Genomic DNA, 25907 nt, shown 5'->3' on the forward strand with positions numbered 1-25907 from the left:
TCGATGGCCGGCCGTCCCCAGCCCCGCCCACCCGCCCCACGCACGGCCCGTCGCCTCGTCGCCGCGGTGGCCGCCGCCGCCGTCGCCGCCGGCGGTGCCCTCGCGCTCACGGCGCCCGCCGCGGCCGCCGCCGGGTCCGTCGTGCTGGTCGGCAGCCTGCAGGACGAGCTCGGCTGCGCCGCCGACTGGGACCCCGCCTGCGCCGCGACCACGCTCGGCCCCACCGACGTGCCCGGACGCTTCTCCGCGACGTTCACGGTGCCCGCCGGCAGCCACGAGTGGAAGGTGGCGCTCGACGGCAGCTGGGACGCGTCGTACGGCGCCGACGGCACCGACGCGAACACCCCGCTGGTGCTCGCCGGCCCTGCCGACCTCACGTTCACCTACGACGACGCCACGCACCGCACGTCCGTGGTCGTCGAGGACCTCACGGGCGGCTACACCGACGCCGACGCCGCGCTGGTCGCCGACCCGGTCCGCGACGCCGGCGCGGGAGAGAGCTTCTACTTCGTCCTCACCGACCGGTTCGCGAACGGTGACCCGACCAACGACACGGGCGGCCTGACCGGTGACCGCCTGACCACCGGCCTCGACCCCACCGACAAGGGCTTCTACCACGGCGGCGACCTGGCGGGACTGCGCGAGCGGCTCGACTACATCGAGGGGCTGGGCACCACCGCGATCTGGCTGACGCCGTCGTTCCTCAACCGCCCGGTGCAGGGGACGGGCGCCGACGCGTCGGCCGGCTACCACGGCTACTGGATCACGGACTTCACGCGGATCGACCCGCACCTGGGCACGAACGCCGAGCTCGAGGCGCTCATCGACGACGCGCACGCGCGCGGCATCAAGGTCTACTTCGACATCATCACGAACCACACGGCCGACGTCATCGACTACGCCGAGGGCACCCAGGACTACGTCGACCAGGCGACCGAGCCGTACCGCGACGCGACGGGCGAGCCGTTCGACCCGGCGGACTTCGCGGGCACCGGCGAGTTCCCGACGCTCGACGCGGAGCGGTCGTTCCCCTACACCCCCGTGGTCGACCCGGCCGAGGCGGACCTCAAGGTCCCGGCGTGGCTCAACGACCCGACGCTCTACCACAACCGCGGGAACTCGACGTGGGAGGGGGAGTCGGTCACGCACGGGGACTTCAGCGGGCTCGACGACCTCATGACCGAGCACCCCACGGTCGTCGACGGCTTCGTCGAGGTCTACGAGGCGTGGGTCGACCTGGGCGTCGACGGCTTCCGCATCGACACGGTCAAGCACGTCGACCGTGAGTTCTGGGACGTGTTCACCACGCAGGTCGCGCAGCACGCGGCGGCGGCCGGGAACCCGGACTTCTTCATGTTCGGCGAGGTCTACGACGCCGACGCCGCGCTCACCGCGCCCTACGTGCGTGAGACCGACATGAACGCCGTCCTCGACTTCCCCTTCCAGGCGGCTGCGGCGAACTACGCCAAGGGCCTGTCCGCCGCGGGGCTGCAGGCGCTGTTCGCGAGCGACGACCGCTACACCACGCCGACGAGCAACGCGCAGGCGCTGCCCACGTTCCTCGGCAACCACGACATGGGCCGCATCGGGTACGTCGTGAAGGGCGCGGAGGACCCGCAGGCGCGCTCCGGGCTGGCGCACTCCCTGATGTACCTGACGCGCGGCCAGCCCGTCGTCTACTACGGCGACGAGCAGGGGTTCGTCGGCGACGACGGCCAGAGCGGCGGGGACAAGGCCGCCCGGCAGTCGCTCTTCGCCACGCAGGTCGACGAGTACGCCGACCAGGCGCTGCTCGACGGCACCCCCGCGGGCTCGGTCGACCGGTACGACACGGGCACGGCGCTCTACACGCACGTCGCGGCGCTGGCGGAGCTGCGGGCCGCGACGCCGGCGCTGACCACCGGGGCGCAGGTCGAGCGCTACGCGGACGGCGCGGTGTACGCCTTCTCGCGGGTGGGCGACGACGACGTCGAGCACCTGGTCGCCCTCAACAACGCCGCCGCGCCGGCGACGGTCACGCTCGACACGCTGACCCCCGGCGCGACGTTCACGCCGCTGCTCACGACGTCGGGCACGGACGCGGTCGACGGCGCGCCGGTCACCGCCGACGGTGAGGGAGCGGTCACGCTCACGGTCCCGCCGTTCGGTGCCACGGTCCTGCGGGCCGGCACGACCGTCGCCACCGGCGACGACGCGATCGCCCTGACCGTGCCCGCGCCGGGGGCGGCACTCACCGGCCTCGCGCCCGTGGCGGCCGACGTCGCCGACGACGTGGCGGCAGCCACCTCGTTCGCCTACCGGGTCGTCGGCGACGACGCCTGGACGCCGCTCGGCACCGCCGAGACCACCACGCCGCGCGTCTTCCACGACGTCGCCGACCTGGCGCCGGGCACCCTGGTGGAGTACCGCGCCGTGCGTGAGGACGCGGCCGGCGCCCGCAGCGCGGCGTCGACGTACGGCAGCGTCGGGGTCGCGGTCGACGGCGTCGAGCCGCCGGCCGGCCCCGGCGACGCGCTCGTCACGGTCCCCGGCAGCCACAACGCGGCGATGGGCTGCCCGGGCGACTGGCAGCCGGAGTGCGAGGCCGCACGCCTGACGTCGACCAACGGGCTCGTGTACTCCGGGACGTTCACCCTCCCGCCGGGCTCGTACGAGTACAAGGTCGCGGTGGGGGGCACCTGGGACGAGAACTACGGCGCGGGCGGCACCCCGGGCGGCGACAACATCACGTACGCCGTCACGGGCGACGGCCCGCAGCAGGTGACGTTCGTGTACGACGCGACCACGCACCAGGTGACGTCGTCGGCCCAGGGCGCCCTGCTCACGCTGCCGGGCTCGTACCAGAGCGAGGCGGGCTGCGCCGCCGACTGGGACCCCGCGTGCCTGGCGACCGCCCTGGTCGACGGCGACGGTGACGGCACCGCGACGCTCACGCTGCCGGACCTGGCGGCCGGCACCTACGAGGTCAAGGTCGCCCACGGTCTGTCGTGGGACGAGAACTACGGCGTCGACGGCGTCCGCGGCGGCGCGAACATCGCCTTCTCGGTGCCGGGCGGAGCGCCCGTCACCTTCACGTACGACCTGGCGACGCACGTGCTGACGGTGCAGGCCTCGGACCCGCCCCTTCCCGGCACCGGGCAGCTCGCCGCGCACTGGGTCGACGCACGCACGCTCGCCTGGCCCGCGTCGTTCGTCCCGAGCGGGACGGACCCGACGACGCTCGGCTTCACGCTGCACGGCGCGGCCGACGCGACCCTCGAGGTCGTCGACGGGCAGGTCACCGGCGGCGAGGAGGTCGCGCTCGCGGTCGTGCCCGGTGGGTTGACCGAAGCCCAGCGCGCCCGGTTCCCGGCGCTCGCCGGGTACCTCGCGCTGCGCGTCGACGCCGACCGCGCCGCGGTCGAGCGGCTGCTCACGGGTGAGCTGCTGGTGAGGCAGGCGGACGCCGACGGTGTCGCGCAGGCGATCACCGGCGTCCAGGTTCCGGGCGTGCTCGACGACCTGTACGGCAGCCGGGCGGTGAAGCGCACGCTGGGCACCACGTGGGCCAAGGGCGCGCCGTCGCTCGCGCTGTGGGCGCCCACCGCCCAGGACGTCGACCTGCTGGTGTGGCCCGCGGACCGGCGCGGCGCCGTCGACACGTCGGCCGATCCCGTGCGGACCGCCGCGAAGCGGCAGGCCGACGGCTCGTGGACCGCGGCCGGGCCGCGTGCCTGGGCCGGCGCGGCGTACCTGTGGGAGGTGACGGTCTACGCGCCCACGACGGGGGAGGTCGAGGTCAACCGGGTCACCGACCCGTACGCGGTGGCGCTGACGCCGAGCTCGACGCACGGCGTGCTCGTCGACCTCGACGACCCGCGCTACCGCCCGCGGCAGTGGGAGCGCACGCGGCAGCCGGTCGTGCGGCCGGTGGACCAGACGATCTACGAGCTGCACGTGCGCGACTTCTCGATCTCCGACGAGACGGTGCCCGAGCGGCTGCGCGGCACGTACGGCGCGTTCGCCGTGCGCAGCAGCGACGGCCGCGACCACCTGCGGCGGCTGGCCGACGCGGGGCTGACGACCGTGCACCTGCTGCCCACGTTCGACATCGCGTCGATCGAGGAGGACCGGGACGCGCAGGCGACGCCGGGCTGCGACCTCGCGGAGCTGCCGCCGGACTCGCCGCAGCAGCAGGAGTGCGTCCGCGCCGTCGCGGGCCAGGACGCGTTCAACTGGGGCTACGACTCGTGGCACTGGACCGCGCCCGAGGGCTCGTACGCGGTCGACGCCCACGGGGGTGCCCGCATCGCGGAGTTCCGGTCCATGGTCGGGGCGCTGCACGCCGACGGCCTGCAGGTGGTCCTCGACCAGGTGTTCAACCACACGGCTGCCAGCGGGCAGGACGCCAAGAGCGTGCTGGACCGCGTCGTGCCCGGGTACTACCACCGGCTGAACGCGACCGGTCAGGTGGAGACGTCGACCTGCTGCCAGAACGTGGCCACCGAGCACGCCATGGCCGAGAAGATGATGGTCGACTCGGTCGTCACGTGGGCCCGGGACCACAAGGTCGACGGCTTCCGCTTCGACCTCATGGGCCACCACTCGCGCCAGACGATGGAGAAGGTCCGTGCCGCGCTCGACCGCCTGACCCCGCGGCGTGACGGCGTCGACGGCTCCGCGGTCTACCTGTACGGCGAGGGCTGGAACTTCGGCGAGGTGGCCGACGACCGGCTGTTCGAGCAGGCCACGCAGGGGCAGCTGGGCGGGACGGGCATCGGGACGTTCTCCGACCGGCTGCGCGACGCGGTGCGCGGCGGCGGCCCGTTCGACGAGGACCCGCGGCTGCAGGGCTTCGGCTCCGGGGCGTTCACCGACCCCAACGGCGCGCCGGTCAACGGCACCGCGGACGAGCAGCTCGCGCGGGTGCAGCACCAGGCCGACCTGGTCCGGCTCGGCATGGCGGGCAACCTGCGGGACTACCGGCTGCTCGCGAGCGACGGCACGGTGCGTCGCGGCGACCAGCTCGACTACAACGGGCAGCCGGCGGGCTACGCCGACTCCCCGGAGGAGGTCGTCACGTACGTCGACGCGCACGACAACGAGACGCTGTTCGACAACCTGTACCTCAAGCTGCCGCAGGACACGCCCATGGCGGACCGGGTCCGGATGAACACGGTGTCCCTCGCCACGGCGACGCTCGCCCAGACGCCGTCGTTCTGGCACGCGGGAGCCGACCTGCTGCGCAGCAAGTCGCTGGACCGCAACTCCTACGACTCGGGTGACTGGTTCAACGAGCTCGACTGGTCGCAGCAGACCAACGGCTTCGGCCGCGGGCTGCCCCCGGCGCCGGACAACGAGGCGAAGTGGGGCTTCCAGCAGCCGCTGCTGGCGGACCCCGCGCTGGTGCCCGCACCCGGTGACATCGCCACGGCCGCGGCTGCGTCCGCCGAGCTGCTGGAGCTGCGCTCCTCGACGCGCCTGTTCCGGCTCGGGGACGCGCGGCTGATCGAGGAGAAGGTCACCTTCCCCGGGTCCGGTCCCGAGGCCGCACCGGGCGTGGTCGTCATGCACGTGGACGACCGTCGGCGCGCCGGCTCCTGGCGCCCGCCCACGGACGTGGACCCGCGGCTCGACGGACTGCTGGTCGTGGTCAACGCGTCCGACGAGCCGACCACGCAGACGGTCGAACCACTCGCCGGCCGGGGCTACGCGCTCTCGCCGGTGCAGGCGACCGGGGTCGACCCGGTGGTGCGGGGGACCACCTACGACCGGGCGACCGGGACCGTGGTGGTCCCGGCGCGGACCGTGGCCGTGCTCGTCGAGGACGCGCGCCCCGGCTCCGGCGGCGGCTGGTGGCGCGGTGCGTGCGGGGTGCTCGGACGCTGGCTGCCGGGTCTCTGCGGGTGAGGCGGCACCGGGTTGTGCCTTCAGTCCTCGAAGGCACAACCCGGTCGTTCGCCCGGCTGCTCCCGGGAGGTGCCGTTCGCCGGGTGCCACGGCTCGAGGACGATCCCGGCGTTCCGGTCAGGACACGGAATGGTCACGGGTCTTGCCGACCCCTAGCGTTCAGGTCTTGAATGCAACGCGAAGCCGTACCGGCTGACCGGCACCGTTGCCGGAGCGAGGCCCGGACCACCGGTGCCCCGACCGGCTCTGCGGCACGACGAGGGAGCGACAACGATGTCACTGGCGTGGAAGAAGAGCGCGATCGCGATGGTCGCCGCGGGTGTGCTCGTCGGGTCCATGGCGGCCTGCAGCAGCGAGCGGGACTCGGCGACCGAGAGCACCGAAGGAGGCAGCGCGGAGGACACCTTCGTCGGCATCGCGATGCCGACGAAGAGCCTGCCGCGGTGGAACCGCGACGGGGCGCACCTCGAGGGCCTGCTGGAGGAGGCGGGCTACGAGACGAGCCTGCAGTACGCCGACAACAAGGTCGACCAGCAGGTCACCCAGCTGGAGAACATGATCAACCAGGGGGCTGACTTCCTGGTCGTCGCGCCGATCGACGACACGGCGCTCGCGCCGACGCTCCAGCAGGCTGCGGACGCGGGCGTCACCGTCATCGCGTACGACCGTCTGCTGCTCGGCACGCCGAACGTCGACTACTACGCCACCTTCGACAACTACCGCGTCGGCACGATGCAGGGGGAGTTCATCGTCGAGGCGCTCGACCTCGAGAGCGGTGCGGGCCCGTTCAACCTCGAGCCGTTCGCCGGGTCGCCGGACGACAACAACGCGAAGTTCTTCTTCGCCGGGGCGTGGGACGTGCTCTCGGAGTACGTCGACAACGGCCAGCTCGTCGTGCCGTCGGGCAAGCAACCGGCGTCCAACGACGACTGGACGTCCATCGGGATCCAGGGCTGGGTCTCCGACACGGCCCAGGCCGAGATGGAGAACCGCCTGAACTCGTTCTACGCGGACGGTGCGAAGGTCGACGTCGTCCTGTCGCCCAACGACTCCCTCGCGCTCGGCATCGCCCAGGCGCTCGCGGGCGCCGGGTACGCCCCCGGCGCGGACTACCCGGTGCTCACCGGGCAGGACGCGGACGAGGCGAACGTCCTCAACATGATCGACGGCAAGCAGTCGATGTCGGTGTGGAAGGACACCCGCATGCTGGGTGACCAGGTCGCCACGATGATCCAGCAGATCCTCGACGGCGAGACCGTCGAGGTCAACGACGAGGAGACCTACGACAACGGCGAGAAGGTCGTCCCGACCTACCTCCTCGACCCGCAGGTCATCACGCCGGACAACGTCGAGGTCCTCGTCGACTCGGAGTTCTACACCGCCGACGAGCTCGGTCTGTGAGAGCGCGCCGGCCGCGCGACCCCACGGTCGCGCGGCCGGCCGCCGGACCCGGCCGGACCACCCAGCGAGGACACATGGACACCGAGCACATCCTCGAGATGCGCGGCATCACCAAGACCTTCCCGGGCGTCAAGGCCCTCTCCGACGTGAACCTGGCGGTACGCCGCGGCGAGATCCACGCGGTCTGCGGCGAGAACGGCGCCGGGAAGTCGACGCTCATGAAGGTCCTGTCGGGCATCTACCCGCACGGCACCTACGAGGGCGACATCCTGCTCGACGGGCAGGTGCAGGAGTTCCGCGGCATCCGCGACTCCGAGCGGCAGGGCGTGGTCATCATCCACCAGGAGCTCGCGCTGTCCCCGTACCTGTCGATCGCCGAGAACATCTTCCTCGGCAACGAGCGCGCGGCGCGCGGGGTCGTGGACTGGAACCGCACCAACGCCGAGGCCGCCCGGCTGCTCGAGCGCGTGGGTCTGACGGAGCGGCCCGACACGCGCGTCAGCGACATCGGGGTGGGCAAGCAGCAGCTCGTCGAGATCGCCAAGGCGCTGTCCAAGGAGGTCCGTCTGCTCATCCTCGACGAGCCGACCGCTGCCCTCAACGACGAGGACAGCGCCCACCTCCTCGGCCTCATCGAGGGGCTGCGCGGTCAGGGCATCACCTCGATCATCATCAGCCACAAGCTCAACGAGATCGAGGCGATCGCGGACACCACGACGATCCTGCGCGACGGCCGGACCGTGGAGTCCCTGGACATGCGGGGCGGCGAGCCGGTCAGCGAGGAGCGCATCATCCGCGGCATGGTGGGTCGCCCGCTCGACCACCGGTTCCCCGAGCACACGCCCCGCATCGGCGAGGAGGTGCTGCGGATCGAGGACTGGACCGTGCACCACCCGGTCGACCAGACGCGCAAGGTCGTCGACGGCGCCGGCCTCACGGTGCGCCGCGGCGAGATCGTCGGGCTCGCCGGGCTCATGGGCGCAGGACGCACCGAGCTGGCGATGAGCGTCTTCGGCCGCTCGTACGGCACGCGCATCTCCGGTCGCCTGTACAAGGACGGCCGGGAGATCACCGCGGCGAGCGTCCGGCAGGCGATCGCGCACGGCATCGCCTACGCGACCGAGGACCGCAAGCGGTTCGGCCTCAACCTCATCGACTCGGTGCAGCACAACGTCTCCGCGGCCGCTCTCGACAAGCTGTCGCGCGGGGGCGTCGTCGACCGGGAGGCCGAGGCCAGGGTCGCCGAGCAGTACCGCACGGAGCTCAACATCCGCACCCCGACGATCGCGGCGCTGGTGGGCAAGCTCTCGGGCGGCAACCAGCAGAAGGTCGTCCTGTCCAAGTGGATCTACGCCGACCCGGACGTCCTGATCCTCGACGAGCCGACGCGTGGCATCGACGTCGGGGCGAAGTACGAGATCTACACGATCATCAACAGGCTGGCGGACGAGGGCAAGGGCGTCCTGGTCATCTCCTCCGAGCTGCCCGAGCTCATCGGCGTCTGCGACCGGATCTACGCGTTCAGCCAGGGGTGCGTCACGGGCGAGGTGGCCCGGGCCGACGCGACCCAGGAGCACCTCATGCACTTCATGACGATGGACAAGGACGGGATCGCCCGATGAGCACCAGCACCGACGTCAACGTTCCCTCGCCGATGCCGCCGGACACCCCCCGGTTCTCGGTCGCCCAGCGGCTGCAGGGCCTCGGCGGCAACGCGCGGCAGTACGGCATCTTCGCCGCGCTCGTCGTCATCGTGCTGCTGTTCCAGGTGCTGACCGACGGCAAGCTGCTGCTGCCCAACAACCTCGCCGCCCTGTTCCAGCAGAACGCGCACATCATGGTGCTGGCCATCGGCATGCTCATGGTGATCGTCGCCGGTCACATCGACCTGTCGGTCGGGTCGGTCGTCGCGTTCGTGGGCGGGATCGTCGCGGTCACGATGCGCGACCCGATCGGTCTGCCGTGGATCGCGGCCGTCCTGGTGGGTCTCGCGGTCGGTGCGCTGGTGGGCGCCTGGCAGGGGTTCTGGGTCGCGTACGTCGGGATCCCCGCGTTCATCGTGACGCTCGCCGGCATGCTCGTGTTCCGCGGGCTCGCGCTGGTGATCGTCGGCGAGACCCTCGCGGGCCTGCCGCCGGCCTTCATCCGGATCTCCAAGGGGTCCTTGCCACCCGCCCTGGGGTACGCCGGCGACATGGACGTCGTCACCCTCGTGATCGGGGCGCTCGCGGTGGCCGCGATCGTGCTCACGCAGGCGCGGGCGCGTCGCGCGCTGCGCCGCCACGACCTGCACGTCGAGGCGTTCGGCCTGTTCGTCACGAAGCTCGTGATGATCGCTGCGGGCATCGGGGCCCTGACGGTCATCCTGTCGTTCTCGGCCGGCGGCACGCCCATCGTCCTGGTGATCGTCGGCGTGCTGGTCGTCGTGTACTCGTTCCTCATGGGCCGCACGGTGTTCGGTCGGCACATCTACGCCATCGGCGGCAACCGCGCGGCGGCGGCGCTGTCCGGGGTCGACACCCGCAAGGTCGACTTCTGGATCTTCGTCAACATCGGCCTGCTCGCGGGTGTCGCGGCCGTCCTGACGACCGCGCGGGCGGGCGCCGCCGTGGCGGCCGCCGGTGCGAACTTCGAGCTCGACGCGATCGCCGCCTGCTTCATCGGTGGTGCCGCCGTCACCGGCGGTGTCGGACGGATCGCCGGGGCCATCGTCGGTGCACTCATCATGGGCGTGCTCAACATGGGCCTGTCCATCCTGTCGGTCGACCCCTCGTGGCAGCAGGCGATCAAGGGGATGGTGCTGCTGCTGGCGGTGGCGTTCGACCTGATCAACAAGCGGCGCGCGGGTACGCAGTAGGGGCGCGGCAGCGCGGCGGGGGTCGTGCGCGCCGGTAGGTTGCGACGGTGAGCAGGCGAGGGGCGGCAGCGGGATCGCAGACCGCCCTGCGTGAGGCGAACAAGGCGCTGGTCGTCGGGACGGTGCAGCGGTACGGCGGGCTCACGCAGGTCGAGCTCGCCGCCGCGACCGGGCTGTCGCAGGCGACCGTGTCGAACATCGTCCGGGAGCTGCTCGCCGCGGGGCTCGTCGACACGGCCGTCACGACGCGCAGCGGCCGGCGTGCGCAGCTCGTGACGCTCGCGCGGCGCGTCGGGCTGGTCGTGGGGGTGCAGGTCGGCCACCGGCACCTGCGCGTCGCGCTCGGCGACTTCGCGCACGAGGTGGTGGCCGAGCAGGCACTGCCCCTGCCGTACGAGCACCCGTCGGACACGACGCTCGACCGGGCGGCGCTGCTGGTCATGGACCTGCTGGAGCGCATCGGCTCGGACCTCGAGGAGGTCGTGGGGATCGGCGTGGGCGTGCCCGCCCCCGTGGACACGGACACCGGCATGGTCTCGGTGCCCGGGGTGATGCCGGGATGGGAGGGGGAGCACCTGGGCCAGGTGCTCACCAAGCGGCTGGGTCGCCCGGTGCACGTGGACAACGACGCCAACCTCGGTGCGCTCGCGGAGGCGACGCTCGGCGCGGCACGCGGCTACCGCGACGCGGTGTACGTGCGCGCGTCGTACGGCACCGGGGCGGGCATCGTCATCAACGGCCAGGTGCACCGGGGCTTCGCGGGCACCGCGGGGGAGATCGGGCACGTGCAGGTGGACCCGACGGGCCACATCTGCCGGTGCGGCTCGCGCGGCTGCCTCGACACGGTGGTGGGGGAGCCCGCACTGGTGGCGCCCCTGCGTGCGGCGCACGGCTCGCTGGCGCTGCGCGACGTCATCGCGCGGACCCGCCAGGGTGATCCCGGGTTCGTGCGCGTGGTGGCGGACGCCGGCGCCGCGATCGGGGCGGTGGTGGCCGGGCTGGGTACGGCGGTCAACCCGCAGTGCGTCGTGGTGGGTGGTGAGCTGTCGGAGACCGGCGAGGTGCTGCTGGGGCCGTTGCGCGAGTCGGTGCGCCGGCGCGTCCTTCCCAACCAGATCGCACCGCTCGAGGTGGTGCCGGCCCGGCTGGGGCAGCGCGCCGAGGTCGTCGGGGCGCTGGTGCTGGCCCTGCGCGCTGCGGACGTGCCCGTGCGGGTGACGGCGGACCTGCCCGGTGCGTCGGCCGCGGCCGACGGGCGTGCCGAACAGGGTTGACCGCGCAAGGGCTGGGGGATTCACTGCACGTGACGCGTGCGCGACGGGGAGCGGGTGGGTCCAGCATGACGGACGGGACGCGGGTTCCGCTGCTCTCGATGCGCGGCATCAGCAAGCGGTTCGGTGGGGTCGAGGCGCTGGTCGGGGTGGACCTCGACGTGCACCGCCACGAGGTGGTGGCGCTGGTCGGCGACAACGGCGCCGGCAAGTCGACGCTGGCCAAGACGGTCGCGGGCGTGCTCGCGCCCGACACGGGGCTGGTCGAGATCGAGGGCGTGCCGGTGAGCATCCCCACGCCGGCGGCCGCCCACGCGCTGGGTGTGGCGACCGTCTTCCAGGACCTCGCCCTGTGCGACAACCTCGACGTCACCTCCAACCTCTTCCTCGGCCGCGAGCTGCGCGACGCCCGCGGCGTCCGTGACGACGAGCGCATGGAGCAGGTGGCCCGGCGCATCCTGCGCGACCTCACGAGTCGTGTGCCCTCGGTGCGGGTGCCGCTGGCGAACCTGTCGGCCGGGCAGCGGCAGGCGGTCGCGATCGCGCGCACGCTCATCGGCGACCCGCGCATCGTCGTGCTGGACGAGCCGACCGCCGCCTTGTCCGTGGCCCAGACCGCGGAGGTGCTGCTGCACATCGAAGGGCTGCGGGACCTCGGTCTGGGTGTGATCCTCATCAGCCACAACATGACGGACGTGCGGTCGGTCGCGGACCGCGTCGAGGTGCTGCGCCACGGTCGCAACAACGGCTCGTTCGACGCCCGCACCACCGGGTACGAGCAGATCCTCGCGGCGATCACGGGCGCGCTGCGCCCGGACGGTCCCCGACGCCCGGCCGCCGTCCGGCCCTGAGGCCCGGGCGGGGTGTGCCCCGTACGCCCCGCCGCTGCCGTGCGGTGCGGGCGCACGCCGCCGCGAGGTCTCCTGCGCGGGGTGCGTCCGGTGCGCATCCGGTGGGTTGGTCGCCTTCTCGCCCACCGGTCCGGCGCACCGTCACCAAGTCGTGATGAGTTCGCAACCAAGAGACAGGCCGCGTGGGTTGACTTCGGGTTCCGAACGAAAGCAGAGTGTGGGCACTGCACGGGACGACGACGACCCTGTCCACGCCCGACGCAGCCGGAGCCTCCGGTCGGTCGCGGCGCAGCGACCGCGTTCGGACGCCCGATGAATTCGGGACCGGAACCTCTCGACGACGAGAAGGAGCGAACGAGATGCGACGCAAGATCACCATGGCGGCAGCAGCAGGCACGCTGGCGCTGAGCCTGGCCGCCTGCGGCGGCGGCGGTGCGGGGAGCACCGAGAGCACCGAGGGCGCCGGGGGCGGCGCCGAGAAGAGCGACATCACCATCGGTGTCGCCATGCCCACCGAGACCTCCGAGCGGTGGATCGCCGACGGCAACGCCGTCAAGGACGGCCTGGAGAAGCTCGGCTACAAGGTCGAGCTGCAGTACGCGGGCGACGACATCCCGACGCAGACCCAGCAGATCGACCAGATGATCACGAGCGGCGCCGACGTGCTCATCGTCGCCTCGATCGACGGCACCGCGCTCACGAGCCAGCTCGAGGCGGCCGCAGCGGCGAACATCCCGGTCATCGCCTACGACCGCCTCATCCGCGACAGCGAGAACGTCGACTTCTACGTCACGTTCGACAACTTCGCGGTCGGCGTCGCCCAGGGCACGGCGCTCCTGCGGGGCATGGGCATCGTCGACGAGGCGGGTGCCGAGGTCGCCGACGTGACCGGCCCGTTCAACATCGAGCTCTTCGCCGGCTCGCCGGACGACAACAACGCCGGGTTCTTCTTCGAGGGCGCCATGTCGGTCCTCGACCCGTACATCACCGACGGCACGCTCGTCGTGAAGTCCGGGCAGACCGACTTCGACACCGTCGCCACGCTGCGCTGGTCGCAGGAGGCCGCGCAGAAGCGCATGGAGGACCTGCTGACCTCCACGTACTCCGACGGCTCGACGCTGGCGGGCGTGCTCTCGCCGTTCGACGGCATCTCGCGCGGCATCATCACCGCCCTGCAGGGCGTCGGCCAGGGCCCGACCATCGAGGCCGGCCTGCCGATCGTGACCGGGCAGGACGCCGAGGTCGCCTCCGTCAAGCTCATCGCCGACGGCGTGCAGTCCTCGACGATCTTCAAGGACACCCGCAAGCTCGCGGAGCAGTCCATCAAGGTCACCGAGGCGTTCATCAACGGCGACGAGCCCGAGGCGAACGACACCGAGACGTACGACAACGGCAAGAAGGTCGTGCCCTCGTTCCTGCTCGACGTGGACACGGTGTTCACGGACGACATCACCCCGCTCCTGGTGGACTCGGGCTACTGGACGGCTGACGAGGTCGCGTCGGGCGTCTCCGACTGACCCGATCGCGCGGCCCGGCCGGTCACCCGGCCGGGCCGCGCACCCCCAGCCCCATCACCACCACTGAACGGAGGGGTCATGGACCACAGCGACATCCTCGAGATGCGGTCCATCACCAAGACCTTCCCGGGGGTCAAGGCGCTGCAGGACGTCAACCTCACCGTGCGGCGCGGCGAGATCCACGCCATCTGCGGGGAGAACGGCGCCGGCAAGTCGACGCTCATGAAGGTCCTGTCCGGCGTGTACCCGCACGGCACCTACGACGGCGACATCGTCTTCGAGGGTGAGGAGGTCGAGTTCGGCTCGATCAACGACTCCGAGGGCCGCGGGATCGTCATCATCCACCAGGAGCTCGCGCTGGTGCCGTACCTGTCGGTCGCGGAGAACATCTTCCTGGGCAACGAGGTCCGGGGCAGCGGCCCGCTGATCGACTGGAACAAGGCCAACTCCGAGGCCGCGAGGCTGCTGGCCCGCGTGGGCCTCGCCGAGAACCCGACGACGCAGGTGTCGCAGCTGGGTGTCGGCAAGCAGCAGCTCATCGAGATCGCGAAGGCGCTGTCGAAGCAGGTCAGGCTGCTCATCCTCGACGAGCCGACCGCCGCGCTGAACGACACGGACTCCGAGCACCTGCTCGATCTCCTGCGCCATCTCAAGGAGCAGGGCATCACGTCGATCATCATCAGCCACAAGCTGAACGAGATCGCCGAGATCGCCGACCGCACGACCATCATCCGCGACGGCCGGACCATCGAGACGATGGACATGTCCGAGCCGGGCTCGACCCAGGACCGCATCATCCGCGGCATGGTCGGCCGTGACCTGGAGCACCGGTACCCCGAGCGCACTCCCGCCATCGGCGACGAGGTGCTGCGCGTCGAGGACTGGACCGTGCGCCACCCCACGCAGTCGGACCGCGTGGTGATCGACGGCGCGTCGTTCACCGTGCGCGCCGGTGAGGTCGTCGGCATCGCCGGCCTGATGGGCGCGGGGCGCACCGAGCTCGCGATGAGCATCTTCGGCCGCTCGTACGGCCGTGGCATCACGGGGCGCATCTACAAGAACGGGCAGGAGATCTCCGTCCGCGACGTGGACTCCGCGATCTCCCACGGGCTCGCGTACGCCACCGAGGACCGCAAGCGCTACGGCCTGAACCTCATCGAGGACATCCGCCGCAACGTCTCCGCCGCCGGCATCCGCCGCCTCGCCCCCCGGGGCTGGGTCAACGGCAACGAGGAGATCAAGGTCGCGGAGGAGTACCGCGCGAGCCTCAACATCAAGGCCCCGACCGTCATGGCGCTCACCGGCAAGCTCTCCGGGGGCAACCAGCAGAAGGTCGTGCTCGCCAAGTGGCTCTACACCGAGCCCGACGTGCTGATCCTCGACGAGCCCACGCGTGGCATCGACGTCGGGGCCAAGTACGAGATCTACACGATCATCAACCGGATGGTCGCGGCGGGGAAGGCGGTCGTCGTCATCTCCTCCGAGCTGCCCGAGCTGCTCGGCATCTGCGACCGGATCTACACCCTGGCGTTCGGGCGCATCACCGGTGAGGTGCCCGTCGCGCAGGCCACCCAGGAGCGGCTGATGGAGCTCATGACCATCGAGCGCGAGACAGCAAAGGACCTTGCATCATGACGGCCATCGCCGGCTTCGGAGACATGGTGACGCGGAACCTCCGCCAGAGCGGGATCTTCATCGCGTTCGTGATCATCGTGCTGATGTTCTCGCTGATGAACTCGAACTTCCTCAGCCCGGGCAACCTGACGAACATCGTCCTGCAGTACTCCTACATCCTCATCCTGGCCATCGGCATGGTCATGGTGATCGTGCTGGGTCAGATCGACCTGTCCGTCGGGTCGGTGGTCGCGCTCACCGGCGCCGTGGCGGGCGTGCTGGTCATCCGGCACGGTGCGCCCTGGTGGATCGGCGTGCTGGCTGCGCTCGTCGTCGGCGTCCTGGTCGGCATGTGGCAGGGCTTCTGGGTGGCCTACGTCGGGATCCCCGGGTTCATCGTCACCCTGGCCGGCATGCTGCTGTTCCGCGGCATGACGTACCGGGTCCTCGACAACGTCTCGCTGTCGCCCTTCGGTGGCACGTACTACGACATCGCCAACGGGTTCTCCACGAACGGCTGGTTCGGGGGCTACGGGGTCGACGTCTTCACGCTGGTGATCTTCGCGGTGGCCGTGGCCGGGTACGCCGTCAGCCAGTGGCGCACGCGCCGCGGGCGCATCGCGTACCAGCAGGTCGTCGAGTCCATGCCGATCTTCGTCGGCAAGATCGTCGCCGTCGGCGTCGTCGTCATGTGGTTCGGGTACCAGCTCGCGCAGTACCGCGGCCTGCCGAACGTGCTGATCCTGCTCGCGGTGCTGATCATGGCGTACTCCGTCATCACGCAGCGCTCGGTCTTCGGCCGGCACGTCTACGCGATCGGTGGCAACCTCAACGCTGCGCAGCTGTCCGGCGTGAAGGTCCGCGTCGTGACCTTCTGGACCTACGTGAACATGGGTCTGCTCGCCGGTGTCGCGGGTGTCGTGTACTCCTCGCGCATGAACGGCGCGCAGCCGAGCGCGGGCAACATGTTCGAGCTCGACGCGATCGCCGCCGCGTTCATCGGCGGGGCGTCGACGACCGGTGGCGTGGGCCGCGTGACGGGCGCCATGACCGGTGCGCTGATCATGGCCGTCATGAGCAACGGCATGCAGCTGATGGGCGTGCCGCAGTCGATCCAGCAGATGGTCAAGGGCCTCGTGCTCCTCCTGGCCGTCGCCTTCGACGTCTGGAACAAGCGTCGCGCCGACGCGCGCTGACGCCACGACGGGCCCGTGCCGGCAGCGCCGGCGCGGGCCCGTCCCCATCCGTGCACCGCGGCGCGGGGTCGATCGGCCCCGTGACCGCGGTGCCGCCAGTAGGCTCGGCCGACGTGAGGGGACCGATGTCGGGATCGCAGTCGTCCCTCCGGGGCGCCAACCGCGCTCTCGTCGTCGAGACGGTCAAGCGGTACGGCGGCCTCACCCAGGTCGAGCTCACGGCCGCGACGGGCCTGTCGCCCGCCACCGTCAGCTCGATCGTCAAGGAGCTGCTGGCCGCCGGTGTGGTCGACACCCGCAGCACCATCCGCTCCGGGCGGCGCGCGCAGCTGGTCACCATCGCCCGACGCACCGGGCTGGCCGCGGGCGTCGACGTCGGTCGGCGCCACCTGCGGGTCGCGCTCGCGGACGTCACGCGCGAGATCGTCGCCGAGCAGACCCTGCCGCTGCCCGCCGAGCACCGCGCCGACACCACGCTGGACCGTGCGGCCCTGCTGGTCGTCGACCTCCTGGAGCGTCTGGGCGCCTCGCTCGACGACCTGCTGGGGCTGGGCGTCGGGCTCCCGGCGCCGGTCGAGCCCGGCACGGGTCTCGTGACGGTGCGGGGGGTGCTGCGGGGCTGGGACGAGGTCCCCGTCGTGCACGTGCTGGCCAAGCGGCTCGCCAAGCCGGTGCTGGTCGACAACGAGGCCAACCTCGGCGCGCTGGCCGAGAGCAGGTTCGGCGCCGCCCGTGGCTACCAGGACGTCGTGTACGTGTCCGTCGGCACGGGGACCGGTGCCGGCATCGTGCTGTCCGGGCACCTCCACCGGGGGTTCGGCGGCACGGCGGGGGAGATCGGGCACGTCCAGGTCGACCCGCAGGGACGCATCTGCCGGTGCGGCTCGCGCGGTTGCCTGGACACCGTGGTGGGGTACCCCGCGCTGGTCGAGCCGCTGACCGAGACGCACGGCGCGCTGACCATCCGTGACGTGGTGCAGCGCGCCGCGGAGGGTGACCCGGGGTGCCGGCAGGTGGTGGCGGACGCCGGCGCGGTCATCGGTGGGGTCGTGGCGGGCATGGCCATGGTCGTCAACCCGCAGTGCGTCGTCGTGGGTGGTGAGCTCGCGCAGACCGGTGACGTGCTGGTGCAGCCGATGCGTGAGGCGATCGCGCGCCGGGTGCCGCTCAACCAGGTGGCCACGCTCGACGTCGTCCCCGGTGAGCTGGGGGTGCGGGCGTCCGTGCTCGGCGCGCTCGCGATGGCGCTCGAGGCCACGGACCAGGCCGCCGTGAGCGGTGCACCGGACATCGCCGACCACTCGGACACCCCCGCCGGAGGCGGCTCATGACGAGGTTTGACGCGCCCCTGGGCGAGGGTTTCACTGGTCCTCACGTGCGCGACGGAGGGCAGGTGGTCGGGACCGTGGGTGTCGGCAGACGGACGCCGGTGCTGTCGTTGCGTCAGGTGTCCAAGCGGTTCGGCGCGGTCGAGGCGCTGGTGGACGTGGACCTCACCGTGCACCCGCACGAGGTCGTCGCGCTGGTGGGTGACAACGGTGCCGGCAAGTCGACGCTCGCCAAGGTGGTCTCCGGGGTCGTGCAGCCCGACGCGGGCCTGATCGAGATGGGCGGGGAGCCGATCACCATCGGCTCGCCGTCCGACGCCCACCAGGCAGGTGTCGCGACGGTCTTCCAGGACTACGCGCTGTGCGAGAACCTCGACGTCACGGCCAACCTCTTCCTGGGCCGCGAGCTGCGCGAGCGCTCGCTCATGCGGGACGGCGAGATGGAGCGCGTCGCCCGCGGCATCCTGCGGGACCTGACGAGCCGGATCCCGTCCGTGCGCACCCCGATTGGCCACCTGTCCGCGGGGCAGCGGCAGACGGTCGCGATCGCCCGCACCCTCATCGGCTCGCCCCGGCTGGTGATCCTCGACGAGCCGACCGCGGCGTTGTCCGTCGCGCACACGGCCGAGGTGCTCACGCACATCCAGCGCCTGCGTGAGCTGGGCCTGGGCGTCGTGCTGATCAGCCACAACCTCAACGACGTGCGCGCGGTCGCCGACCGCATCGAGGTGCTGCGCCACGGCCGCAACAACGGGTCGTTCGACGCCCGCTCGGTCACCCAGGAGGAGCTGCTCGCGGCGATCACGGGAGCCACGCAGGTCTCCCGGACGCACCCGCTCGACGCCGTGCTCTGACCTCGACGGCATGCTCTGACCTCGACGGCATGCTCTGACCAGGAGCGGCGGGGCGCGACGGCCCCGCACGACGCCTCCGACGAGGCGGGTGCGGGCGGCACCGCGCACGCCCGCACCCCGCGGCGCTCAACCGGCCGACGCGCTGCGCAGACCCAGCCCGCCCAGGACGAACCCGGTCCCGATGCCGACGAGCGCGAGCGCGACACCGAAGGCGATGACCGACGTGATGAGCGAGGCGCGCAGGAACGTCCCGGTCGCGACGGCCTGGCGCTGCGGGTCCTCGCGGTCCATCTCGGCGTAGGTCAGCCCGCCGGTCATCTCGTCCAGGTCGGTGCGGATCACCTCGGCCTGGGCCCACGCCGTCCAGGGCGTCACCACGGGCGACCCCGCGAACGCCGCGGCGTTGTCGGAGACGACGATCTCCTCCTGCGCGAGGCCCTGGGCGATGCCACCCCAGGTGGCGACCCCGGCGAGGGCCATGACGATCCCGAGGGCGGTGAGGAGCGTGCCCAGCAGGCGGGTGCGGCGGGCGGCGCGGGGCGCGGGCGCCGTGGTGGCGCCGGAGGATGCGGCAGTGGGTGCGACGTCGGCGGACATGGGACTCCCCTTCGATCGGTACGTCGGTGCCGAGAGGCGCCGGTGCCACCCACCGTGGTGGATGAAATCTCAAGGAGATATGAGACGAAACGATTTGCGAGTCCGGCCCTGCGCGCCGCGGGCCCGGGCCGCAGCCCGGGACCCGCGGGAAACGGTGCGCGCGTCAGGCGACCGCGCAGGTCACGCCGTTGAGGGTGAACGCCGTCGGTGCCGTGTTGGTACCTGTGTGCGACCCGTTGAACCCGATCTGCACGGAGCCGCCGGGCGGGATCGACCCGTTCCAGGGGGCGTTGGTCGCCGTGACCTGGCTGCCCGTCTGGGAGACCGTGCTGCTCCACGACTGCGTCACCTGCTGCCCCGAGGGGAACGACCACCGCAGCGTCCAGCCGTCGACCGGGGTGCTCGACGTGTTGCGCACCGTGAGGTTCGCCGTGAAGCCGGTGTTCCACTGGTTGACCGCGTAGGTCACGGCGCACCCGCCCACGGCCGGGGTGGGGCCGGGCGTCGGCGTCGTGCCGGGCGAGGGGGTCGTGGTCGGCGTCGGCGTGACGGTGGGACTGGGGGTCACGGTCGGCGTCACCGTCGGCGTGGGGGTCACGCTCGGGGTGGGCGTCACGCTGGGCGTGGGCGTCGGCGCCGCCTGGTCCAGCCCGAAGAACGCGATCGCCGCGGCCGCGTCGACGGGCAGGTTGTGCGACGTGCCCTGCAACCGGTTGGTCTCCAGCGGGGCCTGCGTCCCGGTGCCGCCGTAACGGGCGCGGGTGCGGTTGGAGCCGATGGTCTCCGTGGACGCGGGCGTCGCGCTCACGCCCAGCACGTTCGTCCACTGCTTCACGGCCTCGGTGAAGTTCTGGAAGTTCAGGGTCTCGTCGTTCGTGCCGTGCCAGAGCTGCACGCGCGGGCGCTTGCCCGTGTACCCCGGGTAGGTCGCACGTGCGAGGTCGCCCCACTGCTGGGCGGTGAGGATCCGCCGGCCCTGCGCGCAGTCGCTGTTCCAGCCGGCCTGCGCGCTGGTGCCGGGGGCCGCGCCACCGGTCGAGAAGCACGTCGCGGGGACCCCGGCGAACGCCGACCCGGCGGCGAAGACGTCGGGGTACTCCGCCAGCAGCAGCTGGGTGGTCATGGCACCGGAGGAGACGCCCGTGACGAACACGCGCGACGTGTCGGTGGTGTACCGCTGCTGCACGTACCGGACCATCTGGACGATGCTCTGCGGGTCGCTGCCGCCGTCACGCGTCATGGCGGCCGTCGACGAGACGTCGAAGCAGTTGCCGGGCCGGTTCGTGCTCGGGTAGATCGCGATGAACCCGTGCTGGGAGGCCAGCTCGTCGAACTGCGAGCCGTTGTACATCGCCTGCGCGCTGCCCGTGCAGTAGTGCACGACGACGAGGACCCCGGGGGTCGCCGCGAGGCGGTCGGGGACGAACAGGTTCATCCGCAGCCCGCCGGGGTTGCTGCCGAACCCGGACACCTCGACGAGCGAGGCGGCCTGCGCGGGCGGGGCGGTCGCGAGCTGCGCCGCGCCGGTCAGCGCGAGTGCGAACGCGGTGCCCAGGAGCCCGGCGCGCACGGCGGTGCGGCGACCCGCGCCGCTGCGGAGTGTTCTCATCGTGTCCTCCTGGCCCGGCCGGGCGCGGCAGTGCGCGCGGCGCAGTCGACGCGACCCGGCGAACGATTGCCGGGCCGTCGAGCCGAGCATGTCCCTGCCGCGGGGCCACCGCACGCCCCGAAACGCTTCGCACGCGCCCGTCCCTCCGGGCGGACGTGGGCGAACGATCGAGCCGGCCGGCGACGCGCGCCGACCGGGCCCCGTGGGTCGCGTCAGCGGAAGACGATGGTCCGGTTGCCGTCGAGCAGCACGCGGTGCTCGGCGTGCCACCGGACCGCCCGCGCCAGCGCCCGCCGCTCGACGTCCTGGCCCAGCGCGACGAGGTCCTGGACGGCGTGCGTGTGGTCGACGCGCTCGACGTCCTGCTCGATGATCGGTCCCTCGTCGAGGTCCCCGGTCACGTAGTGGGCGGTCGCCCCGATGAGCTTGACGCCCCGCTGGTGCGCCTGCGCGTACGGGCGCGCGCCCTTGAACGACGGCAGGAAGGAGTGGTGGATGTTGATGACGCGGCCCTGCAGGCGCCGGCACAGGTCGTCCGAGAGGATCTGCATGTACCGCGCGAGCACCACCAGCTCGACGTCGAGCTCCTCGACCAGCGCGAGCAGCCGCTCCTCGGCGGCCGCCTTGGTCGCGGCCGTCACGGGCACGTGGTGGAACGGGATGCCGTAGAAGTCCGCCATGGGCCGCAGCAGGTCGTGGTTCGAGACCACCGCGACCAGGTCGATGGGCAGTGCCTCCGACCGCTGCCGGAACGCCAGGTCGTTGAGGCAGTGGGCGGTGGTCGACACCATGACGAGCGTGCGCACGGGCCGCCCGGCGACGTCCAGCTGCCAGGCCATCTCGAACCGCGCGGCCAGCCGCGTCAGGTCCGCCCGCAGCTGGGTCACCGGCACGTCGGTCGTCACCTGGACCCGCATGAAGAACAGCCCCGACAGCGGGTCGCCGAACTGCTGCGACTCGGTGATGTTGCCCCCGTGCTCGGCCAGCAGGCCGGCGACGGCCGCGACGATGCCGGGGCGGTCGGGGCACGACAGGGTCAGGACGAGGTGCGTCGGGTCGACGGGCGAAGTGGAGGACACGAGGTCCGAGAGTAGTGCGCGGGCGCCGCGGGCTGACACCATGGCGCCATGACGGCCCTCGACATCCGCCCGGTCACCGTGGACGACGCGGGTGAGCTGCTCACGCTGCGCCGCGCCGCCTTCGTCACCGAGGCGCAGCAGTACGGCGACCCGAACATCCCGCCGCTCACGCAGACGCTCCGTGAGCTCGAGGAGGACCTGCGGGCGGACGGGGTCATCACGCTCGGCGCGTGGTGGGGCCACCGGCTCGTCGGCTCGATCCGCGTGCTGGTCGAGGGGACCAAGGCCACGCTCGGCCGGTTCGCGGTGGCGCCCGACCTGCAGGGCAAGGGCATCGGGACCGAGCTGCTCTCGGCGATCCTGCCGACGCTGCCCGACGGCATCGAGGAGGTCTGGGTCTTCACCGGCCGCGACTCCCTGCAGAACATCGCGCTCTACAACAAGGCCGGCTACGAGCACCAGCACGACCGGACGGCCGGCGACCTCACCTACGCGTACCTGCGCAAGCTCCTCGGCGACGGCGAGCCCGTCCAGGCCTGAGCCGCACCCGGAACGATCCCGATGCCCCGCGACGCAACCTTCGTGGGGCGTCAGGCGTGTATGGGGGTGTGAGGCGTCGAGACCGGCGTCCGTGGAGAGCGAGCCGGGAGGGCACCGTGCCGGTGGAGCAGGACGCGACCGAGTCCGTCGCGACGCTGCTGCCGGCAGGTCGCGGCCGCGACGAGGAGTTCGCCGCGTTCATGACCGTGGCCGCGCCGTCGCTCGCCCGCACGGCGTGGCTGCTCTGCGGCGACGCGCACCAGGCGGACGAGCTCGTGCAGCAGGCGCTCGTGCGTACCTACCTGGTCTGGGACCGCGCCCGTGAGCGCGAGCCCCTGGCGTATGCACGTCGCGTGCTGGCGAACCAGCGGATCTCGACGTGGCGCCGGCGCCGTCGTGAGGTGCTCCTCTCGACGGACCGGTTGCCGGAGACCGGTGTCGCCGACGCCCAGGACGTGCACGCGGACCGGGACCGGCTGGTGCGGGCGCTGGCGCTGCTCACGCCGCGGCAGCGTCGGGTCGTCGTGCTGCGACACCTCGAGGGGTTGACCGAGAAGGAGGTTGCGGACGACCTCGGCATCGCGGTGGGAACGGTGAAGTCGACCGCCTCGCGCGCGCTGCGGCAGCTGCGTGAGGCGATGGGCGAGGACGGCGGTGCCGCTCCGGCGGGCGCGCAGGACGGAGGTGTGGGGTGACCGCGGACGAGGACATCGCCCAGCAGCTGCGCGACCGGGTGGAGAGGGTCGTCCCGCAGGTCGTGGTCGACGTGCGGAACGTCGTGCCGCGAGCGCGCCGCCGCCGCGCGGTGACGTGGGGCACGAGTGCGGCGATCGTCCTGGTCGCGGTCGTCGGGACAGTCTGGGGGGCATCGGGTGCGGGGCTGCCCCAGGTCGTCCCCGCGGTGCCGGACGGCAGGACCCCCGCACCGAGCGCGTCGCCGGACGCCGTGGGGGCGGCCGCGCTCGTCCCGCCTGCCGTCGCGACGGTCGCGGACGACGGCACGGTCACGGGCGTACCCGGCGACCCCTGGGACGGCGACGCCTCGCACTGGTACGTCCTGGCCGACAAGCGCACGGGTGAAGAGGTCGCGCCGGGCCCGGGCTCGCGGTCGGAGCACATCGACGAGCGCATCGAGTGGTGGACGAGCCGCGAGCGTCCGGGGCTGCTGGTCATCGACGGCGACCTGGGCCGGGCCATCGGTCTGGGGCCCCTCGACGTCCTCAGCGGCACGTACCTCCTGGACGGTGTGCGGTACGACGCCCTGTCGGACCCGAGGTCGCTGCCGACCGACCCCGTCGACCTCACGCGCGCCATCGCCGACGCCCTGCCGACGGACGGACCGTCTCGTGACGACGCCCTGTTCGAGCAGGTGATCGAGGAGCTCTCCCATCGCGGCGGCCTGCTGCCCCGCGACCTGCGCGACGCGTACTGGGGGGTCGCGGCCCTCGTCCCGGGGACGTCGTCGAGCACCGGCCAGGACTCGCGCGGCCGGGCAGGCGAGGTGCTGCGGCGCACCGCGGCCGACGGCACGCAGGCGTTGCTGGTCCGTGACCCCGCGACGGGTCTGCTGCTCGAGAGCCGCTCGCCGCAGTACGACGAGCGGACGCTCTTCCTCGAGCAGCGGCCGGTGGAACGGACGCCCGTGGCGCCGTCGCTCGGGCCGCTCGGCTGCGAGTCGTGGGCGGTGTGCGCGCGGGGGTGAACCGGCGCGGTGGCGGGCGGGACCTCCGCGCCGGCGTCGGCCGGGCCGCCGGGTGGCGCACCGGCCCGTGGCTCAGCGGCCCACCGGCGTGAGCTGCGCCGGCGGTCTCACCGGGCCGTGGTCGCGGCCGGGTGCCGCGCGTCGGCCGCGCAGCCGTGCCTGGAGCGCCGGCTGGCCGAGGAGCACGGCGGCGAGGACGGCCACGACGCCGAGCGTCTGCAGCCCGGTGAGGCGCTCGCCGCCGAGCGTGAGCCCGACGACGACGCCGGTGACGGGGTTGAGCAGCCCGACGAGCCCCACGGCGCTCGCGGGCAGGTGGCGCAGCGCGGTGAACCACGCGACGTAGGCCAGCGCGGTGGCGACGAGCGACAGGAACGCCAGCCCGAGCCAGCCGCGACCGTCGAGCGCCGGGGGAGCGCCCTCGACCACGACCGCGACGGGCACCAGCAGCAGCCCGCCGGCCACCAGCTGCCAGGACGTCGTCGTCAGCACGTCGACGTCGTCCTTCCACCGCGTGGCCAGGACGAACCCGACGGACGACATGACCATCGCGGCGGCGCCGGCGAGCACGCCGAGCGGGTCGATCCGCACGCTCCCGGTGACGAGCATCGCGACGACGCCGGCGAACCCGAGGCTCGCCCCGGCGAGCGACGCGACCCGCGGGCGCTGGCCGAGCAGCGGCCAGGCCACGAGCACGAGCGCGAACGGTGACACGGCCATCACCGTGGAGGCCACGGACGTGGGCAGGCGCTGGGCGGCGACGTACACGAGCACGAAGAACGCGCTCATGTTGAGCGTGCCGAGGACGAGCGACCGCCACCACCAGGCGCCGCGGGGTGCGCGGCGGGCGAGGGCGAGCAGGACCAGCCCCGCGGGCAGCGCGCGCAGCACCGAGCCCCACAACGGGTGGGTCGCGGGCAGGGTGTGCGCCGTGACGAAGTAGGCCGCGCCCCAGGTGACGGGTGCGACGGCGGCGAGCAGCGACCAGCGCCAGGTATTTTCCATGGAAGACAAAATGTCTGACGGGGAAGATATATTCCGGGGGTGGACAGGCCCGATCCCGTGCGCGGCGACAACGCACCCGACCGCCTCGACCTGATCGCTCAGGCGTGGCACCGGGAGCGCCCCGACCTCGACCTGCAGCCGCAGCAGGTGATCGGGCGCCTGCACCGCGTCGCCCGGCACCTCACGGAGGAGCTCGTCACGGTCTACGAGCGGCACGGCCTGACCGAGGGCGAGTTCGACGTCCTCGCCACGCTGCGTCGGGCCGGGGCGCCGTACGAGCGCTCGCCCGGTGACCTCGCCCTCCACACGCTGGTCACCAGCGGCGGCATGACCAAGCGCATCGACCGGCTGGAGCAGGCCGGGCTCGTCACGCGACGCGTGAGCGACAGCGACGCCCGCGCCCGCGTCGTCGCCCTCACCGCGCGGGGTCGCGAGGTCATCGACGCCGCGTTCGCCGACCACATGGCCAACGAGCGTCGACTCGTCGACGTGCTGACGCCGGCGGAGGCCCACGGGCTCGAGGACGCCCTGCGCACCTGGCTCGCGGCGCTCGAGGAGCCGCCGACCACCGCGTGAGGCGGCCGTGCACCCGACGGG

Annotated in this window: 19 protein-coding genes; 15 read left to right on the plus strand and 4 right to left on the minus strand. The window is 72.4% G+C overall.

Translation table 11 applies throughout. The features are described 5' to 3' along the window. Window positions 1-3: 3 nt before the first annotated feature. The 11 genes from pulA to J1G43_RS07380 all read left to right on the plus strand — a co-directional run bounded on the left by pulA (window position 4) and on the right by J1G43_RS07380 (window position 18778). Window positions 4-5889 carry a pullulanase-type alpha-1,6-glucosidase gene (pulA, locus tag J1G43_RS07330; protein ID WP_207378214.1) on the plus strand — a complete coding sequence of 1962 codons (5886 nt, stop codon included), beginning with the start codon at window positions 4-6 and terminating at the stop codon, window positions 5887-5889. A gap of 273 nt (window positions 5890-6162) precedes the next feature. Further along, complete coding sequence (gene chvE, locus J1G43_RS07335; RefSeq protein ID WP_207338944.1) at window positions 6163-7290, plus strand: multiple monosaccharide ABC transporter substrate-binding protein; 1128 nt, start codon at window positions 6163-6165, stop codon at window positions 7288-7290. A 74-nt stretch (window positions 7291-7364) separates the two neighbouring features. Further along, window positions 7365-8912 carry a multiple monosaccharide ABC transporter ATP-binding protein gene (gene mmsA / locus J1G43_RS07340; protein WP_207338943.1) on the plus strand — a complete coding sequence of 516 codons (1548 nt, stop codon included), beginning with the start codon at window positions 7365-7367 and terminating at the stop codon, window positions 8910-8912. Continuing rightward, window positions 8909-10147: a multiple monosaccharide ABC transporter permease gene (gene mmsB, locus J1G43_RS07345; protein ID WP_207338942.1), complete on the plus strand. Its 1239-nt coding sequence runs from the start codon at window positions 8909-8911 to the stop codon at window positions 10145-10147. The genes mmsA (J1G43_RS07340) and mmsB (J1G43_RS07345) overlap by 4 nt, the downstream gene beginning before the upstream one ends. 47 nt (window positions 10148-10194) lie before the next feature. Continuing rightward, window positions 10195-11421: an ROK family transcriptional regulator gene (locus J1G43_RS07350; RefSeq protein ID WP_207378215.1), complete on the plus strand. Its 1227-nt coding sequence runs from the start codon at window positions 10195-10197 to the stop codon at window positions 11419-11421. Window positions 11422-11486: 65 nt separating this feature from the next. After that, a complete protein-coding gene (locus tag J1G43_RS07355) occupies window positions 11487-12269 on the plus strand; it encodes an ATP-binding cassette domain-containing protein (protein WP_207338940.1) in 783 nt (260 codons plus the stop codon). Between the two features lie 359 nt (window positions 12270-12628). After that, on the plus strand, window positions 12629-13786 hold the full coding sequence (gene chvE / locus J1G43_RS07360) for a multiple monosaccharide ABC transporter substrate-binding protein (RefSeq protein ID WP_207338939.1): 1158 nt from the start codon (window positions 12629-12631) through the stop codon (window positions 13784-13786). A gap of 78 nt (window positions 13787-13864) precedes the next feature. Next, window positions 13865-15421, plus strand: a complete 1557-nt coding sequence (gene mmsA, locus J1G43_RS07365; protein WP_207338938.1) for a multiple monosaccharide ABC transporter ATP-binding protein — start codon at window positions 13865-13867, stop codon at window positions 15419-15421. Beyond that, window positions 15418-16596: a multiple monosaccharide ABC transporter permease gene (gene mmsB / locus J1G43_RS07370; protein ID WP_207338937.1), complete on the plus strand. Its 1179-nt coding sequence runs from the start codon at window positions 15418-15420 to the stop codon at window positions 16594-16596. Before mmsA (J1G43_RS07365) ends, mmsB (J1G43_RS07370) begins: the two co-directional genes overlap by 4 nt. A gap of 125 nt (window positions 16597-16721) precedes the next feature. After that, window positions 16722-17927 (plus strand): ROK family transcriptional regulator, encoded by a 1206-nt coding sequence (locus tag J1G43_RS07375; protein ID WP_207339838.1) that lies wholly within the window; start codon window positions 16722-16724, stop codon window positions 17925-17927. A gap of 62 nt (window positions 17928-17989) precedes the next feature. Then, complete coding sequence (locus tag J1G43_RS07380) at window positions 17990-18778, plus strand: ATP-binding cassette domain-containing protein (protein ID WP_307859502.1); 789 nt, start codon at window positions 17990-17992, stop codon at window positions 18776-18778. A 126-nt stretch (window positions 18779-18904) separates the two neighbouring features. On the opposite strand, the gene J1G43_RS07385 is transcribed toward J1G43_RS07380, so the two are convergent. From J1G43_RS07385 to purU, 3 genes are all read right to left on the minus strand, one after another. Next, a complete protein-coding gene (locus J1G43_RS07385) occupies window positions 18905-19375 on the minus strand; it encodes an aromatic ring-opening dioxygenase LigA (protein ID WP_207338935.1) in 471 nt (156 codons plus the stop codon). Window positions 19376-19538: 163 nt separating this feature from the next. Beyond that, window positions 19539-20984, minus strand: a complete 1446-nt coding sequence (locus J1G43_RS07390; protein ID WP_207370369.1) for a PHB depolymerase family esterase — start codon at window positions 20982-20984, stop codon at window positions 19539-19541. A gap of 212 nt (window positions 20985-21196) precedes the next feature. Further along, on the minus strand, window positions 21197-22063 hold the full coding sequence (gene purU / locus J1G43_RS07395) for a formyltetrahydrofolate deformylase (protein ID WP_307859503.1): 867 nt from the start codon (window positions 22061-22063) through the stop codon (window positions 21197-21199). A gap of 48 nt (window positions 22064-22111) precedes the next feature. On the opposite strand from purU, the gene J1G43_RS07400 reads away from it, so the two are divergent. From J1G43_RS07400 to J1G43_RS07410, 3 genes are all read left to right on the plus strand, one after another. Next, window positions 22112-22603 (plus strand): GNAT family N-acetyltransferase, encoded by a 492-nt coding sequence (locus J1G43_RS07400; RefSeq protein WP_207338932.1) that lies wholly within the window; start codon window positions 22112-22114, stop codon window positions 22601-22603. Window positions 22604-22725: 122 nt separating this feature from the next. Further along, window positions 22726-23298 (plus strand): SigE family RNA polymerase sigma factor, encoded by a 573-nt coding sequence (locus J1G43_RS07405; protein WP_372437905.1) that lies wholly within the window; start codon window positions 22726-22728, stop codon window positions 23296-23298. Continuing rightward, the gene (locus J1G43_RS07410) at window positions 23295-24305 is read left to right on the plus strand and encodes a hypothetical protein (RefSeq protein WP_207378217.1); all 1011 of its coding nucleotides are present in this window, start codon (window positions 23295-23297) and stop codon (window positions 24303-24305) included. Before J1G43_RS07405 ends, J1G43_RS07410 begins: the two co-directional genes overlap by 4 nt. Window positions 24306-24377: 72 nt before the next feature. Here the strand turns inward: J1G43_RS07410 and J1G43_RS07415 are convergent, their stop codons facing one another. Further along, window positions 24378-25310: a DMT family transporter gene (locus tag J1G43_RS07415; protein ID WP_207378218.1), complete on the minus strand. Its 933-nt coding sequence runs from the start codon at window positions 25308-25310 to the stop codon at window positions 24378-24380. A gap of 39 nt (window positions 25311-25349) precedes the next feature. Between J1G43_RS07415 and J1G43_RS07420 the strand changes: the two genes are divergently transcribed. Further along, window positions 25350-25886: a MarR family winged helix-turn-helix transcriptional regulator gene (locus tag J1G43_RS07420; RefSeq protein ID WP_374191788.1), complete on the plus strand. Its 537-nt coding sequence runs from the start codon at window positions 25350-25352 to the stop codon at window positions 25884-25886. Window positions 25887-25907: the final 21 nt, after the last annotated feature.

Source organism: Cellulomonas sp. zg-ZUI22 (assembly GCF_017353535.1).
Taxonomy (GTDB): domain Bacteria; phylum Actinomycetota; class Actinomycetes; order Actinomycetales; family Cellulomonadaceae; genus Cellulomonas; species Cellulomonas wangleii.